General features: G+C 70.5%; 14 protein-coding genes. 6 read left to right on the forward strand and 8 right to left on the reverse strand.

Annotated features, from left to right (window positions below; genetic code table 11):
* The first annotated feature begins 186 nt into the window (after positions 1 to 186).
* The 3 genes from acs to G4Z16_RS14045 all read left to right on the forward strand — a co-directional run bounded on the left by acs (position 187) and on the right by G4Z16_RS14045 (position 3,972).
* Positions 187 to 2,151: an acetate--CoA ligase gene (gene acs / locus G4Z16_RS14035; RefSeq protein WP_197351105.1), complete on the forward strand. Its 1,965-nt coding sequence runs from the start codon at positions 187 to 189 to the stop codon at positions 2,149 to 2,151.
* A gap of 291 nt (positions 2,152 to 2,442) precedes the next feature.
* Positions 2,443 to 2,928: a phage holin family protein gene (locus tag G4Z16_RS14040; RefSeq protein ID WP_197351106.1), complete on the forward strand. Its 486-nt coding sequence runs from the start codon at positions 2,443 to 2,445 to the stop codon at positions 2,926 to 2,928.
* 105 nt (positions 2,929 to 3,033) lie between these two features.
* Positions 3,034 to 3,972 (forward strand): alpha/beta fold hydrolase, encoded by a 939-nt coding sequence (locus tag G4Z16_RS14045; RefSeq protein ID WP_197351107.1) that lies wholly within the window; start codon positions 3,034 to 3,036, stop codon positions 3,970 to 3,972.
* Positions 3,973 to 4,341: 369 nt separating this feature from the next.
* Here G4Z16_RS14045 and G4Z16_RS14050 read toward each other — a convergent pair whose 3' ends face one another.
* From G4Z16_RS14050 to nth, 3 genes are all read right to left on the reverse strand, one after another.
* Positions 4,342 to 5,541 (reverse strand): MarP family serine protease, encoded by a 1,200-nt coding sequence (locus G4Z16_RS14050; RefSeq protein ID WP_197351108.1) that lies wholly within the window; start codon positions 5,539 to 5,541, stop codon positions 4,342 to 4,344.
* A 109-nt stretch (positions 5,542 to 5,650) separates the two neighbouring features.
* Positions 5,651 to 6,262: an NUDIX hydrolase gene (locus tag G4Z16_RS14055; protein ID WP_197351109.1), complete on the reverse strand. Its 612-nt coding sequence runs from the start codon at positions 6,260 to 6,262 to the stop codon at positions 5,651 to 5,653.
* 113 nt (positions 6,263 to 6,375) lie between these two features.
* Positions 6,376 to 7,410, reverse strand: a complete 1,035-nt coding sequence (nth, locus tag G4Z16_RS14060; protein ID WP_197354554.1) for an endonuclease III — start codon at positions 7,408 to 7,410, stop codon at positions 6,376 to 6,378.
* Positions 7,411 to 7,832: 422 nt separating this feature from the next.
* Between nth and G4Z16_RS14065 the strand changes: the two genes are divergently transcribed.
* The gene (locus G4Z16_RS14065) at positions 7,833 to 8,507 is read left to right on the forward strand and encodes a Crp/Fnr family transcriptional regulator (protein ID WP_028438501.1); all 675 of its coding nucleotides are present in this window, start codon (positions 7,833 to 7,835) and stop codon (positions 8,505 to 8,507) included.
* 112 nt (positions 8,508 to 8,619) lie between these two features.
* On the opposite strand, the gene G4Z16_RS14070 is transcribed toward G4Z16_RS14065, so the two are convergent.
* From G4Z16_RS14070 to sp36, 4 genes are all read right to left on the reverse strand, one after another.
* A complete protein-coding gene (locus G4Z16_RS14070; protein ID WP_197351110.1) occupies positions 8,620 to 9,450 on the reverse strand; it encodes an MBL fold metallo-hydrolase in 831 nt (276 codons plus the stop codon).
* Positions 9,447 to 10,427, reverse strand: a complete 981-nt coding sequence (locus tag G4Z16_RS14075; RefSeq protein ID WP_197351111.1) for an NUDIX hydrolase — start codon at positions 10,425 to 10,427, stop codon at positions 9,447 to 9,449. Before G4Z16_RS14075 ends, G4Z16_RS14070 begins: the two co-directional genes overlap by 4 nt.
* A 106-nt stretch (positions 10,428 to 10,533) precedes the next feature.
* A complete protein-coding gene (locus G4Z16_RS14080; protein ID WP_197351112.1) occupies positions 10,534 to 11,007 on the reverse strand; it encodes a RidA family protein in 474 nt (157 codons plus the stop codon).
* Entirely contained in the window at positions 11,004 to 11,162 is a 159-nt protein-coding gene (gene sp36, locus G4Z16_RS14085) for a Sp36 family protein (protein ID WP_106965479.1), read from the reverse strand. Before sp36 ends, G4Z16_RS14080 begins: the two co-directional genes overlap by 4 nt.
* A 44-nt stretch (positions 11,163 to 11,206) precedes the next feature.
* On the opposite strand from sp36, the gene bagA reads away from it, so the two are divergent.
* Both bagA and bagB read left to right on the forward strand, forming a co-directional pair.
* Positions 11,207 to 12,181, forward strand: a complete 975-nt coding sequence (gene bagA, locus G4Z16_RS14090; protein WP_197351113.1) for an ATPase BagA — start codon at positions 11,207 to 11,209, stop codon at positions 12,179 to 12,181.
* Entirely contained in the window at positions 12,178 to 13,611 is a 1,434-nt protein-coding gene (bagB, locus tag G4Z16_RS14095) for an ATPase BagB (protein ID WP_197351114.1), read from the forward strand. Before bagA ends, bagB begins: the two co-directional genes overlap by 4 nt.
* 565 nt (positions 13,612 to 14,176) lie before the next feature.
* Here the strand turns inward: bagB and G4Z16_RS14100 are convergent.
* The gene (locus G4Z16_RS14100) at positions 14,177 to 14,539 is read right to left on the reverse strand and encodes a WhiB family transcriptional regulator (RefSeq protein ID WP_070017779.1); all 363 of its coding nucleotides are present in this window, start codon (positions 14,537 to 14,539) and stop codon (positions 14,177 to 14,179) included.
* Between the last annotated feature and the right edge of the window lie 350 nt (positions 14,540 to 14,889).

A 14,889-nucleotide genomic window follows, 5' to 3' on the forward strand; every position in this document is an offset into this window, starting at 1 on the left:
CACCACACGCGTCAGGACGGGTCTCAGTGACGGGCGAGCGCGTCCATGACAGGTCTAAACCAATTTCGCCGCAAGCTCTTGTCACAAGGGCGCGACGGCTGATGAGCTAGGCCCGGAGTCCAAGGTCCAAGCAAGATCCGGGCCTTGGGCCGGGACACAACAGACACCCTGGGAAAGGGAGATGTCGTGAGCAACGAAAGCCTGGCCAATCTGCTCAAGGAAGAGCGGAGGTTCCCGCCGCCCGCCGATCTGGCCGCTCAGGCCAACGTCACCGTAGCGGCGTATGAGCAGGCGAGGGCGGATCGGCTGGGCTTCTGGGCCGAGCAGGCACGCCGCCTGAGCTGGGGTACGGAGCCGACCGAGACCCTCGACTGGTCAAACCCGCCGTTCGCCAAGTGGTTCAAGGACGGCAAGCTCAACGTCGCGTACAACTGCGTGGACCGGCACGTCGAAGCGGGCAACGGCGACCGGGTCGCCCTGCACTTCGAGGGCGAGCCCGGCGACTCCCGCAGCATCACCTACGCCGACCTCCAGCGTGAGGTCTCCAAGGCCGCGAACGCGCTGACGGAACTGGGCGTGCAGGCCGGCGACCGCGTCGCCGTCTATCTGCCGATGATCCCGGAGACCGTCGTGGCGATGCTGGCGTGCGCCCGCATCGGCGCCCCGCACTCGGTGGTCTTCGGCGGCTTCTCCGCCGACGCGCTCGCCACCCGCATCGAGGACGCCGACGCCCGCGTCGTCATCACCGCCGACGGCGGCTACCGCAAGGGCGGAGCCAGCGCGCTCAAGCCCGCCGTCGACGAGGCGCTCACCCGGCCCGGTACCGAGAAGGTCCGCAACGTGCTGGTGGTCAGGCGCACCGGGCAGGACGACATCGAGTGGAACGACGGGCGCGACGTGTGGTGGCACGACGTCGTCGACCGCCAGAGCGACCAGCACACGCCGGAGAACTTCGACGCCGAGCACCCGCTCTTCATCCTCTACACCTCCGGAACCACCGGTAAGCCGAAGGGCATCCTGCACACCACCGGCGGCTACCTGACGCAGGTCGCCTACACCCACCACGCCGTCTTCGACCTCAAGCCCGACCGGGACGTGTACTGGTGCACGGCGGACGTCGGCTGGGTCACCGGCCACTCCTACATCGTGTACGGGCCCCTCGCGAACGGCGCCACCGAGGTGCTCTACGAGGGCACCCCGGACACCCCGCACAAGGGCCGCTGGTGGGAGATCGTGCAGAAGTACGGCGTCTCCCTGCTCTACACCGCCCCGACCGCGATCCGCGCCTGCATGAAGTGGGGCGACGACATCCCGGCCAAGTTCGACCTGTCGTCGCTGCGGATCCTCGGCTCCGTCGGCGAGCCGATCAACCCGGAGGCGTGGATCTGGTACCGCCACCACATCGGCGGTGACCGCACGCCCATCGTCGACACCTGGTGGCAGACGGAGACCGGCGGCGTCATGGTCAGCCCGCTGCCCGGCGTCACCGAGACCAAGCCGGGCTCGGCGCAGAGGCCGCTGCCGGGAATCGCCGCGACGGTCGTGGACGACGAGGCCAACGAAGTGCCCGACGGCGGCGGCGGATACATGGTGCTCACGGAGCCCTGGCCGTCGATGCTGCGCACCATCTGGGGCGACGACCAGCGCTTCCTCGACACCTACTGGTCACGCTTCCAGAACATGTACTTCGCCGGCGACGGCGCGAAGAAGGACGACGACGGAGACATCTGGCTGCTCGGCCGTGTCGACGACGTCATGCTCGTCTCGGGCCACAACATCTCGACGACCGAGGTCGAGTCGTCCCTCGTCTCGCACCCGAAGGTCGCCGAGGCGGCGGTCGTCGGTGCGACGGACCCGCAGACGACCCAGGCGATCTGCGCGTTCGTCATCTTGCGCGGCTCGGCCGCCGAGGACGAGGGCCTGGTGGAGGAGCTGCGCGCGCACGTGGCCAAGCAACTCGGCCCGATCGCCAAGCCGAAGAAGATCCTTCCGGTCGCGGAGCTGCCCAAGACCCGCTCCGGCAAGATCATGCGGCGGCTGCTGCGGGACGTCGCGGAGAACCGTGCGCTCGGAGACGTCAGCACGCTGACCGACTCCTCCGTCATGGAGCTCATCCAGGACAAGCTGCCGAGCGCGGCGAGCGAGGACTGACCGGCGTACGGCGGTATCAAGGACGTACGGGAGACGTCAGGTCCTTGAGGAGGGGCATCCGGCAACGCCGGGTGCCCCTCCCCCTGTTCTCCCCTGTTCGCGCCCCCGGATCGCCGCCGGCCGTACGCTTCGTCAACACCGGGACGGCTGACGGAGCTTGTCGTAGTGGCCTCCTGGGCACACGTGCCGCACGATGGTCCGGCATGATCGGACGGACGGGGCGGGGACGGTCGAAGGCCCATGACCGGGCCTCCGTCCGGGACCGACGCAGAGAAGGAGAGGGAGACACCGATGAGTTCTGCCGACGACGGCCGCAGTCTCGGCCAGTTGGTCGCCTCGGCCACCGCCGAGCTGTCCGGACTGGTGCACGACGAGATCGCGCTGGCCAAGGCCGAGATCCGGCAGGACGTGAAGCGGGGCATCGTGGGCGGCGGCGCGGCCACGGTCGCCGGGGTGCTGCTGCTCTTCTCGCTGCCCGTGCTGAGCTTCGCCGCGGCCTACGGGATCCACAACCTGGGCCTCGGACTGGCCTGGTCGTTCCTGATCGTGGGGGGCGCGTACATCGTCGTCGCGCTCATCCTTCTGCTGCTGGCGCTGCGGAAGTTCAAGCGGATCAAGCCCCCGGAGAAGTCGATCGCCTCCGCGAAGGAGACGGCCTCGGTGCTCTCACGCGCCAAGCCGCATCCGCGCACGCGGGCCGTCGCGGCAGGGCAGACCGCTCCTGAACAGAACGGCAGGCGGCCGGAGAAGCAGCGGAAGAGCACCTCGGCGGCGTGAGGCCGCAGCCGGAGGGGACGCCCGCTCGGCGGACGGCCTCCCGCTCCGCGCCCCCGGGGGCGAGCGCGGCATGGACGCGGCCCGAAGTGTGACAGGCTCGTCGGCATGACCCATCCAGCAGGTCCAGCGAACCTGATCCGTCCCGAAGGCCCCTGGACGCACCGGGATGTGGCCGCGAACGGAGCCCGCTTCCACATCGCTGAGATGGGTGACGGACCTCTCGTACTGCTGCTGCACGGATTCCCGCAGTACTGGTGGACCTGGCGGCACCAGCTGACAGCGCTGGCCGACGCCGGCTTCCGCGCAGTCGCGATGGATCTGCGCGGTGTGGGCGGCAGCGACCGGACGCCCCGCGGCTACGACCCGGCCAACCTCGCCCTCGACGTCACCGGTGTCATCCGCTCGCTCGGCGAGGCCGACGCGGCGCTCGTGGGGCACGACTTGGGCGGCTATCTCGCCTGGACCGCCGCCGTGATGCGGCCCAAGCTCATACGGCGTCTCGCCGTCTCCTCGATGCCGCACCCGAGACGCTGGCGGGCGGCCATGCTCAAGGACATGCGTCAGACCGCGGCCGGCTCCTACGTGTGGGGCTTCCAGCGGCCGTTCGTCCCCGAGCGCCAACTCACCGCCAATGGCGGCGAGTTGGTCGGCAAGCTGGTGCGTGACTGGGCCGGCCCGCGGCTCCTGGAGCAGCCGGACGCGAACGAGGCGGTCGCACGGTACGAGCAGGCGATGTGCGTGCCGTCGACCGCGCACTGCTCGGTCGAGCCCTACCGCTGGCTGGTGCGGTCGATGGCGCGGCCGGACGGCTTCCAGTTCAACCGCCGCATGAAGCGGCCCGTACGGGTGCCGACGATGCAGATGCACGGCGCGCTGGATCCCGTGCTGCGCACGCGCAGCTCGGCCGGATCGGGGCAGTACGTCGAAGCGCCGTACCGCTGGCGCCTGTTCGACGGCATCGGCCACTGGCCGCACGAGGAGGACCCCGCGGGCTTCTCGGCGGAACTCATCGGCTGGCTCAACGACCCCGAGCCCGACCGCTGAACGCATCGCTCGCACACGCCGTCAACACGGGCAACACGTGCCGCGTGCATAGGCGTTTGATGGACCGTCAGAAGGTTACGCGCCACGGTACGGGGCACAGTTCGCTGTATGGGCTGGACACACGACTACCGTGACCAGGCAGGTGGCCGCAGCGAGCGGAGGGGACTGATCCCCGGGCAGCGTATGCGGCGCTTACGATCCGAGAGACTCGGCGAAGGCTCCGAGCCCGGAATTCCCAGTCTGCTCAGCCGAAGAGCACGCTGGTTCGGAGCAAGGTTGCGGCACTCGCGCGGCTGAAGACGTTCGCACTCCCGCCTCCGTCGCCTACCGCGTATTCGGCGGCGGCGCGGACTGCCCGGCGGCACCCACTCACATCGCACAACCCTGGCTGTCGGCCTGCCGTTCCGCGCTCCGGCCGCGCCGTGCGTCGCTGCGGACCTCGTCCGCCGTGAGGGCGTACCCGGTACGGGAGTTGTCGAGCGACTTGGCGAAGATGACGCCGTAGACCTCGCCTTGAGGTGTGAGCAGCGGACCGCCCGAGTTGCCCTGGCGGATCGTCGTGTACAGGGAGTAGATGTCGCGGCGGACCCTGTCCTGCTGGTAGATGTCCGGGCCGTCCGCGTCGACCCTGTCCCGTACGCGCGCCGAGCGAACGTCGAAGCCGCCGTTCTCCGGGAAGCCCGCGACGATGGCGCCGTCGCCCCGGTCCGCGTCCTTGGGCGCGAACTTGAGCGCGGGGGCTTCGAGCGTGGGAACGTCCAGGACGGCGACGTCACGCTTCGGGTCGTAGAGGACGATCCGCGCGTCGTGGATGCGGCCCACGCCGCCCATCTGCACCGTCGGCTCCTTGACGCCGCCCACCACGTGGGCGTTCGTCATCACCCGGTGGCGGCCGAAGACGAAGCCCGTGCCCTCCAGCACCTTTCCGCAACGCGTCGCGCTGCCCACGACCTTCGCGATGCTGCGCCTCGCCTCGGCCGCGACGGGGCTCTTCGCCAGCTTCGGATCGGGCGCGGGCACCGCCCGGATCGGCTCGTTGGAGAAGGGCGAGAAGACCTGCGGGAGCCCGTTCTGCGCGAGCGTCGAGGAGAAGTCGTTGAACCAGCTGTCGGCCTGCGGCGGCAGCACGCGCGAAACCCCCAGCAGCACGCTGGAGTTGCGCACTTCCTTGCTGACCGTCGGCAGCGACGTACCGGCCAGCGCGGAGCCGATGAACCACGCCACGAGCAGCATCGCCAGCACGTTGACGAGCGCGCCGCCCGTCGCGTCCACGGCACGCGCGGGCGACCAGGTGATGTGCTGCCGCAGCTTGTTGCCGAGGTGGGTGGTGAACGCCTGGCCCACGGAAGCGCAGACGATGACGAGGACGACCGCCGCGATCACACCGACCGCTCCGGGCGGAGTGCCGTCCGTCAGGCCGTTCCACAGCGGTGGCAGCACGAGGATCGCGAAGAGTCCACCGCCCAGGAAACCGGCCACGGACAGGATTCCGACGACGAAACCCTGCCGGTAACCGATGACGGCGAACCAGATGGCTGCAAGCAGGAGCACAAAGTCCAGCGCGTTCACGGGAGCCACCGTCTCATGGGGATGGAGGAGGAGTTCCGCCGCGGTCGGTACGAAAGCGCGCCGCGGCCCTGGTGAGACGGCCGACCGGACAGGCAGGCGCGCTCCTGCGTCATGCGCTGCGGTCGATCGGGACGCGCCGCTCGCGGTCCCAGGGCCTCTCCCAGCCCGAGTAGTGCAGCAGCCGGTCGATCACTCCCGCCGTGAAGCCCCACACCAGGGCGGGCCCCACGCTGAACGCCGGGCCCGTGTATCCGGAGGGGTGGACGGCCATCGCGCGGTTGTCCGGATCGGTCAGCTCGGAGACGGGGACGGTGAAGACCCGTGCCGTCTCCGCCGGATCCATCGGCGCGACGGGCGTGGGGCGCCGCCACCACCCGAGGACGGGCGTCACGACGAACCCGCTCACCGGGATGTAGAGCGCCGGCAGCGTCGCGAAGATCTGCACGCCTGACGGATCGAGGCCCGTCTCCTCCTCGGCCTCCCGCAGCGCCGCCCGCAGCCGCCCCTCACCCTCCGGGTCGCCGTCCTCCGGGTCGATGGCACCGCCGGGGAAGGACGGCTGGCCGGCGTGGGAGCGGAGGCTGGACGAACGCTCCATGAGCAGCAGTTCAGGCCCGTCGGCTCCCTCGCCGAAGAGCACGAGCACCGCCGAAGGACGGCCTGCTCCGTCGGCGGGGGGCAGGAAGCGGCTGAGCTGGCGAGGCTCGACCGAGGCCGCCATCTTGGCGACCGGCGCGAGCCAATCCGGCAGACCCTGATCGCTGAAGTGGATCCGGGGGCCGGCGGGAGAGCCGTCGCAGGCTGCAGTCGGATGAGAACCGGTGGGGGGACGCGTCACCGGGCGGCCCCGGCGGCGCCGTTGCTGTTGCTGCCGTTGGCGCCGAGCGGCGGCGCGGGTCGCCCCGGGTAGTCGGGCGGAGGCTTGAGGCGCTGGCCCGGAAGCCCGCCCATCTCGTACTTCAGCAGCTTCTTCGCCTTCTCCGGGTCGAGCTCGCCCTCCCCGTACGAGGGGCACAGCTCCGCGATGGGGCAGGCACCGCAGGCGGGTTTGCGGGAGTGGCAGATGCGGCGGCCGTGGAAGATCGTCCGGTGCGAGAACATCGTCCACTCGCTCTTCGGGATGATCTCGGCGATCTCGGCCTCGACCTTGTCCGCGTCCGTCTGCTCGGTGAGCTTCCACCGGCGCACGAGACGGCCGAAGTGGGTGTCGACCGTCAGGCCGGGGACGCCGAATGCGTTGCCCAGCACGACGAACGCCGTCTTGCGCCCGACGCCGGGCAGCGACACCAGGTCCTTTATGTTGCCCGGCACCTCGCCGTCGAACCTGTCGCGGATCGCCGCCGAGAGGCCCAGCACCGACTTGGCCTTGGCGCGGAAGAAGCCCGTGGGACGCAGCAGCTCCTCCAGCTTCTCCGGGTCGGCTGCGGCCATGTCCTCGGGAGTGGGGTAGGCGGCGAAGACCGCGGGCGTCGTCTGGTTGACCCGCAGGTCCGTGGTCTGGGCGGAGAGGACCGTGGCGACCAGCAGCTGGAATGGGTTCTCGAAGTCGAGCTCCGGGTGGGCGTAGTAGTACACCTCGGCCAGCTCGCGGTTGATGCGACGGGCGCGGCGGACCTTGGCGAGGTGGGACTCGGGCTTCCCGGACGCCTTCTTCGGGGCGGGCCCGGCCTGCTTTGCCGACGTCTTCTTCGCCGCCGTCTTCTTCGCCGACGTCGTCCCTGCCGGGGCCTTCTTCGCCGGGGTCTTCTTCGGGGCGGCCTTCGCGGGCGCGGCTTTCCCGGCCGCCGCCTTGCCGGCTGCGGCCTTCTTCACCGGCTTACCGGCGGCAGCCTTCTTCACGGGCTTGCCGGTGCTCCCCGCGGCCGCCATCGCATCGGCGGCCGGGGCAGCATCGGACCCCTTTGTCCGGCTTGCCCTGTTGAGGGGCTCCTGTTCGCCCACAGCGGAATCTCCCATCGCGGTCACCCGCACGGCCCCGCTCTGCGTGCGCTCACCGGGGCATCACGGGGTAACTGACACCCGGCCAGCGTAGAGGGGCCCGCTGACATCCGCCCCGCACGAAGGCAATTCCCGGCCCGATCGGCCCCCTGCCTTCGGGAACGCTGGGGACGTGAGTCAAACTTGTGATTGATCGCACTGTTTCACCGTCCGGCATCATTGGGCTCGATGTCCCCTCGCCCTCACGGACCTGAGGCCGCCCTGGGGCCTGGGGAGACGCCGCCCCTCGGCCCGTGGGAGCCTTGTGAGGCCCCTGGGGACCCCATTGGGCTAGGTCGACAAGGAGAGAACTCGTGGACGACGTTCTGCGGCGCGCCCCGCTCTTCGCGGCGCTCGATGAGGAGCAAGCCGCTGAGCTGCGCGCCTCCATGTCGGAGACCACGCTCGCGCGAAGTGAGGCCCTCTTCCACGAGGGCGACCCGGGCGACCGTCTCTATGTAGTGACCGAAGGGAAGGTCAAGCTCCACCGGACCTCCCCTGACGGCCGGGAGAACATGCTGGCCGTGCTGGGCCCCGGCGAGCTCATCGGCGAGCTCTCCCTCTTCGACCCCGGCCCGCGTACGGCGACGGCCTCGGCCCTGACCGAGGTGAAACTGCTCGGCCTGGGCCACGGCGACCTCCAGCCCTGGCTGAACGTACGTCCCGAGGTGGCCTCCGCACTGCTGCGGGCCATCGCCCGCAGGCTGCGCCGCACCAACGACTCGATGTCCGACCTTGTCTTCTCCGACGTCCCCGGCCGCGTCGCGAAGCAGCTGCTCGATCTTTCGCGCCGCTTCGGCGTGCAGTCGGAAGAGGGCATCCACGTCGTGCACGACCTCACGCAGGAGGAGCTGGCGCAGCTCGTCGGCGCGTCTCGCGAGACCGTGAACAAGGCGCTCGCCGACTTCGCGGGCCGCGGCTGGCTGCGGCTGGAGGCGCGTGCGGTGATCCTGCTGGACATCGAGCGGCTGGCGAAGCGGAGCCGCTGAGCCGCTGCCGCTGGACCGCTGGAACAACGCCCGAGGGGCGTCCTCTCCAAGAGGGCGCCCCTCACGCGTGCCACTGGTGCCCCTCGCCGTCCGGCGTCGGCCGGACCCGCGGCTATGCGGCGCCCCGTTCCCGCAGGTAGGCGAGCTGTGCGCGTACGGACAGCTCGGCGGCCGGCCACAGCGAGCGGTCGACGTCCGCGTACACGTGCGCGACGACCTCGGACGGCGTGCGGAACCCCTTGCCGACGGCGGTCTCCACCTGGGCGAGACGGTCGGCACGGTGCGCGAGGTAGAAGTCGATGACGCCCTGTGCGTCCTCAAGCACCGGTCCGTGCCCCGGCAGCACCGTCGAGACCCCGTCGTCGACGGTCAGCGATCGCAGGCGGCGCAGGGAATCCAGATAGTCGCCGAGCCGCCCGTCGGGGTGGGCGACGACGGTCGTGCCGCGGCCGAGCACCGTGTCGCCCGTGAGCACCGCCCCCTCCGCGGGCAGGTGGAAGCAGAGCGAGTCCGCCGTGTGCCCAGGTGTGGGCACGACGCGCATCTCCAGCCCGCCCGTGCTCACGACGTCACCGGCGGCCAGGCCCTCGTCCCCCAGGCGCAGCGCGGGATCGAGGGCCCGCACGGAAGTGCCGGACAGCTCGGCGAAGCGTGCCGCGCCCTCCGCGTGATCGGGGTGGCCGTGGGTGAGGACCGTAAGGCCGACGCGCTTGCCCAGGCTCTCCGCGGTGTCGATCACGTGCCGCAGATGGCCCTCGTCGAGCGGCCCGGGGTCGATGACGACGGCGGAACCGGAGTCCGGTTCGGCGACGATCCAGGTGTTGGTGCCGTCCAGCGTCATGGCGGACGGATTGGGCGCGAGGACGCAGTGGGCGCGCGCGGTGGCCTGACCGCTGAGCACGCCGCCCCGCGGCTGGCCCGGCAGGGACGCGGCATCCGTCATGCGGGGCCGTCCCCTCCGGTGCCACGGGTGCCCGCGGCGCCGTCGCCGCCTCCGGCCGCGCCCCCGTCGTCGCCCTCCGGGGCGGTCACCTCGACCCGCTTGGTGAACTCGTCGTGCCCCGGCCAGCTCAGCACCACCTGCCCGCCCTCCATGCGCGCCTTCGCCAGCACCGGGGACAGATCGCGGTGTGCGCTCTCGTTCAGCGCCGCTGCCGCCGTCGGATACGGCGCCAGCTGCCGCAGCATGGCGATCGTCGGCGGCATCATCAGCAGCTCGCCGTCGTCATAGCCCGCCGCGGCCTCGTCCGGACGGATCCACACCGTGCGGTCCGCTTCCGTGGAGGCATTGCGCGTGCGCTGACCCTCGGGCAGTGCGGCGACGAAGAACCACGTGTCGTAGCGGCGCTCTTCGAACTCCGGGGTGATCCAGCGGGCCCAGGCGCCGAGCAGGTCGCTGCGGAGCACCAGCCCGCGGCGCTCCATGAAGTCGGCGAAGGACAGCTCGTGCTCGGCGAGCGCCCTCCGGTCCCGCTCCCAGTCCTCGCCGGTCGTGTCGTCGACGACGCTGGAGGCGTCCGGGCCCGCGAGCAGCACGCCCGCTTCCTCGAAGGTCTCGCGCACCGCGGCGCAGACGATGGCCTGGGCGGTGGCCTCGTCCGTGCCGAACCGCATGGCCCACTCCTTGCGGGAGGGACCGGCCCAGCCCCTGCCCGGCCTGCGGTCGCCACCGCCCCAGTGCTCGTCGCGCGGATCGACGCCGCCGCCGGGGTAGGCGTACGCACCTCCGGCGAAGGCCATGGACGTACTCCTGCGCAGCATGTGCACCTCGGGACCCCCCGCCGCCCCGCCGCCGTCACGCAGCAGCATGACCGTGGCGGCCAGACGCGGGGTCACGGGCGTGATCTCGCCCGCGGCCAGGGCGCGGATGCGCTCCGGCCACTCCCGTGGGTACCACTGACCGTTCGTGGATGACGACATGGACGGATGCTACGGGTCACCTCGCGCCGCGTCGCCGGGTGGTGGCGCAGCCGCCAGTGAAGGCACAGGTCAGGGCTTCGTGAACTCCGTCACCGCGCCCGTGCGTTCACTCCGGCCAGTCGGCCAGCTCGACCTGGACCTCGACCTCGACCGGCGCGTCCATCGGCAGCACGGCGACACCGACGGCGCTGCGCGCGTGTACGCCCTTGTCGCCGAAGACCTCGCCGAGCAGTTCGCTCGCACCGTTGATGACGGAGGGCTGAGCGGTGAAGTCCGGGGCGGAGGCGACGAATCCGGTGACCTTCACGACCCGTACGACCCGCTCGAGTCCGCCCGCCACCGAGGCGACAGCCGCGAGGGCGTTCAGCGCGCACGTACGCGCCAGGTCCTTGGCCTCCTCCGGAGTGACCTCTCCGCCGACCTTGCCCGTCAGCGGCAGCTTGCCGTCGACGAGCGGAACCTGGCCGGCCGTGTAGACGTACCGTCCGCTGCGCACAGCGGGGACGTACGCCCCGGCGGGGGTGGCGACTTCGGGCAGCGTGATGCCGAGCTCCGCGAGCCGGGACTCGACGCTGGTCACTGCTTCTCCCGCTTGAGATATGCCACCAGTTGCTCGGAACCGGTCGGGCCCGGGACGACCTGGACGAGTTCCCAGCCGTCCTCTCCCCAGGTGTCCAGGATCTGCTTGGTCGCGTGCACGAGCAGCGGCACTGTCGAGTATTCCCACTTCGTCATGGGGCAGAGGGTAGTCCGTCGCCATGCTGGTTAGGCTCCCGGGAGTGAGCAGGCTGCATGTTGTCACAGGCAAGGGCGGCACCGGCAAGACGACGGTCGCCGCGGCACTCGCGTTGGCCCTGGCCGCCGGAGGGAGGCGCACACTCCTCGTCGAGGTCGAGGGACGGCAGGGCATCGCTCAACTCTTCGAGACGGAGCCACTTCCCTATGAGGAGCGGAAGATCGCCGTCGCGCACGACGGCGGCGAGGTCCACGCGCTCGCCATCGACCCCGAACGGGCGCTGCTGGACTACCTCCAGATGTTCTACAAGCTGGGCAGCGCCGGGCGCGCGCTGAAGAAGCTGGGCGCGATCGACTTCGCGACCACCATCGCGCCCGGCCTGCGCGACGTACTGCTGACGGGCAAGGCGTGCGAGGCCGTGCGCCGCAGGGACAAGCACGAACGACGCGTGTACGACGCCGTGGTGATGGACGCGCCGCCCACCGGCCGCATCACCCGCTTCCTCGGTGTGAATGAGGAGGTCGCCGGGCTGGCCAAGGTCGGACCCGTGCACAACCAGGCCCAGGCCGTGATGCGAGTGCTCAAGTCCCCTGAGACTGCTGTGCACTTGGTGACGCTGCTGGAGGAGATGCCCGTCCAGGAGACCGTCGACGGGGTCGCGGAGCTCCGCGAGGCCGGTCTGCCCGTCGGGGCGGCGCTGGTGAACATGGTGCGACCGCATCTGCTGGACGAGGAACTGCTGCAGAACGCCGACCGCAGTCCGGGCGGTGAACTGGCCGACGCGCTGGCACGTGCGGGCCTGGCCCGGGCGGACCGCCTCGTCGGGCCGCTCATCGAACAGGCACACGAGCACGCACAACGCGTCGCGCTGGAACAGGAGCAGCGTTCCGCACTGGCGAAGCTGGACATGCCCGTCTACGAACTCGGGCTGCTGCCCGAAGGCGTCGAACTCGCCGGGCTCTACCAGCTCGCGGCGGACCTGCGCGAACAGTTGCCACCACGCCAGGAGACGTCATGACAGAAGGCAGGACGGACGCCGGGACGCGTAAGGGCGGCGGCGAGCACACCGCACACGCCGGCAACCCGCTGGCCTCCGAAGTGGCACTGTGCGTCGACCCGTTGATCGACGACCCCGGGACACGGATCATCGTCTGCTGCGGGTCGGGCGGCGTCGGCAAGACGACGACCGCCGCAGCGCTGGGCGTCCGGGCCGCGGAGCGCGGCCGGAAGACCGTCGTCCTCACGATCGACCCCGCTCGGCGGCTCGCACAGTCCATGGGACTCACCGAACTGGACAACACTCCGCGGCCCGTACCGGGCGTCGACAAGAAGGCCGGCGGCGAGCTGCACGCCATGATGCTGGACATGAAGCGGACCTTCGACGAGATCGTCGAGGCACACGCCGAGCCCGAGCGCGCACGGGCCATCATGGACAACCCCTTCTACGAGTCGCTGTCGGCGGGCTTCGCGGGGACGCAGGAGTACATGGCGATGGAGAAGCTGGGCCAGCTTCGCTCCCGCGACGCCTGGGACCTCATCGTCGTGGACACCCCTCCGTCGCGCTCCGCGCTGGACTTCCTGGACGCGCCGAAACGGCTGGGCTCGTTCCTGGACGGCCGGTTCATCAAGATGCTCATGGCGCCGGCGAAAGCAGGCGGCCGGGCCGGGATGAAGTTCGTCAACCTGGGCATGGCAGGGCTGTCGATGTTCACCGGGGCGCTCAACAAGCTCCTCGGTACGGGCCTGTTGCGTGACGTGCAGACGTTCGTGGCCGCGATGGACACCATGTTCGGGGGCTTCCGTACGCGTGCGGACGCCACGTACAAGCTGCTTCAGGCGCCCGGAACCGCGTTCCTCGTGGTCGCGGCCCCCGAGCGGGACGCGCTGCGCGAGGCCGCGTACTTCGTGGAGCGCCTGGCGGCGGAGCAGATGCCGCTGGCCGGGCTCGTGCTCAACCGCGTGCACGCAAGCGGTGCCTCGGTGATCGGCGCGGAGCGGGCGCTGGCCCTCGCGGAAAATCTTGAAGAGGGCGGCATTGTCGATCGAGGGCACGGGAAGGGAACGGGACACAGCGCCCATTCCCCCGGGCGTGGCTCGTCCGACACCACCGTCACGGACGAGCATCTGGAAACCGGAGAGGACGCCGTCCCGGACTCCACCCTGCGGCCCGAATCCGCAGAGGAGTCGACGGGACGGGACGGGCATTTCGGTCAGACGGAGCAACTCGCTGCCGCTCTGCTGAGGTTGCACGCCGAACGCATGCGCCTGCTGAGCCGCGAGCGGCGTACGCGCGACCGCTTCGCCGCGCTCCACCCCGAGGTGCCGGTGGCCGAAGTGGAGGCACTGGCCGGCGATGTGCACGACCTGGCCGGGCTGCGCACGATCGGCGAGCTGCTCGCCAACGGGCCGCAACTCCTGGACGCGCCGGGCCGGCCGCCTGCGGCCTGATCCCCGGCTCGTTTCTGATCCTCGATCCGTTCTCACTGCCGCGGGTGCCGGTTCCTTCCGGCGCCCGTGAGGCGTGAGGCGTTCAACGGGGGCCGCGGGAACGCGCTTCCGTCGCGTGTGGCGCAATGCCCGCACGAGAACCTGTGCCCCGCGTTCACATGCGGCAGCGATACGCGGAATGCCCGTACCGCCGTATCCCCGCGACGTACCTGCGCTGTGCGCGTCGAAGGACGTGGGGGTGCACGGGCGTGGCGCGGTGCACGGGCGTGGCGGTGCACGGGCGCGCAGACAGCGGCATGGCGCCCCGGGTTCAGCTCAGCAGCTGAGCAGGGGTGCACACGGCCGCGCGCCGCACCTCCCGCCCGGAGGTCATCGACCCGAGCGGTACGAGCGGTGCGTCGCGGCACATCGAGCAGGAGTGGGAGCCCGCGGGAAGCGTGTGGCGCAGGTGAACTCGCGGTACGCACTTGGCACGGCGGCGCATCAGCACCGCTCAACTGCCTTACGGCCGAGCGGCAATGCCGCCGTTACGCCGTTACGGACCGGATCACCCTTGAGGCGTGACTCACCCCGCCGCCGCGTAGTCCTTCACCGCATTGACGGCGTAGTCCTTCGCCTCCTCGAGGTCCAGAGGCAGAACTCCGCCCGTGTCGCGCTCGTACTCCATACGCGCTGTCTCGAGCAACCGGCGCCAAGAAGTGACCGTGGGCCGGCGGCGCAGCAACGCCCTCCGCTCCCTCTCGGTCATCCCGCCCCAGACACCGAACTCAACGCGGTTGTCCAGAGCGTCCGCCAGACACTCGGTGCGCACGGGGCACCCTGTGCAAACGGCCTTGGCGCGGTTCTGAGCCGCACCTTGCACGAACAGTTCATCCGGATCGGTAGTGCGGCAGGCTGCCTGCGCACTCCAGTCGGTTACCCAGCCCATAGCCGGCGCCGTCCTCTCCCGAATCGAGGCTCCCCCACGGCGGCAAGCGGCATATTCGCCGTTGCCAGTTCGAGACGTTACGGAAGGCGGGCAGGGCGCAACACCCCCAGCGGGCCCAATCTTGAATGGCCCGAACGGACTATGCGTGCGCAACAAGTAACCCACCGGAGTGAGCCGGTAACAACCTGGACTCAACTTGAGCTCAAGTCGGGGCGACTTGACAGCCACTTGCGCTCAAAGCTGGGCCTTCGGGACAACACAGGAGTTCACGGCGGTGCGGCGGGAAGGAACTTGCCGGGCACATCACGACACTTGGCGCTCGTCCGGACAAGCCTCATCACTCACAGGAG

The organism is Streptomyces bathyalis (assembly GCF_015910445.1).
Classification (GTDB): domain Bacteria; phylum Actinomycetota; class Actinomycetes; order Streptomycetales; family Streptomycetaceae; genus Streptomyces; species Streptomyces bathyalis.

What these genes read in the sequence shown, in the direction of transcription:
- G4Z16_RS14070 (WP_197351110.1), bottom strand. Translation starts at nt 9,450, where the DNA reads ATGACGGATGCCGCGTCCCTGCCGGGCCAGCCGCGGGGCGGCGTGCTC.
- G4Z16_RS14100 (WP_070017779.1), bottom strand. Translation starts at nt 14,539, where the DNA reads ATGGGCTGGGTAACCGACTGGAGTGCGCAGGCAGCCTGCCGCACTACC.
- G4Z16_RS14040 (WP_197351106.1), top strand. Translation starts at nt 2,443, where the DNA reads ATGAGTTCTGCCGACGACGGCCGCAGTCTCGGCCAGTTGGTCGCCTCG.
- bagB (WP_197351114.1), top strand. Translation starts at nt 12,178, where the DNA reads ATGACAGAAGGCAGGACGGACGCCGGGACGCGTAAGGGCGGCGGCGAG.
- G4Z16_RS14075 (WP_197351111.1), bottom strand. Translation starts at nt 10,427, where the DNA reads ATGTCGTCATCCACGAACGGTCAGTGGTACCCACGGGAGTGGCCGGAG.
- G4Z16_RS14045 (WP_197351107.1), top strand. Translation starts at nt 3,034, where the DNA reads ATGACCCATCCAGCAGGTCCAGCGAACCTGATCCGTCCCGAAGGCCCC.
- G4Z16_RS14055 (WP_197351109.1), bottom strand. Translation starts at nt 6,262, where the DNA reads ATGGCGGCCTCGGTCGAGCCTCGCCAGCTCAGCCGCTTCCTGCCCCCC.
- sp36 (WP_106965479.1), bottom strand. Translation starts at nt 11,162, where the DNA reads ATGACGAAGTGGGAATACTCGACAGTGCCGCTGCTCGTGCACGCGACC.
- nth (WP_197354554.1), bottom strand. Translation starts at nt 7,410, where the DNA reads ATGGCGGCCGCGGGGAGCACCGGCAAGCCCGTGAAGAAGGCTGCCGCC.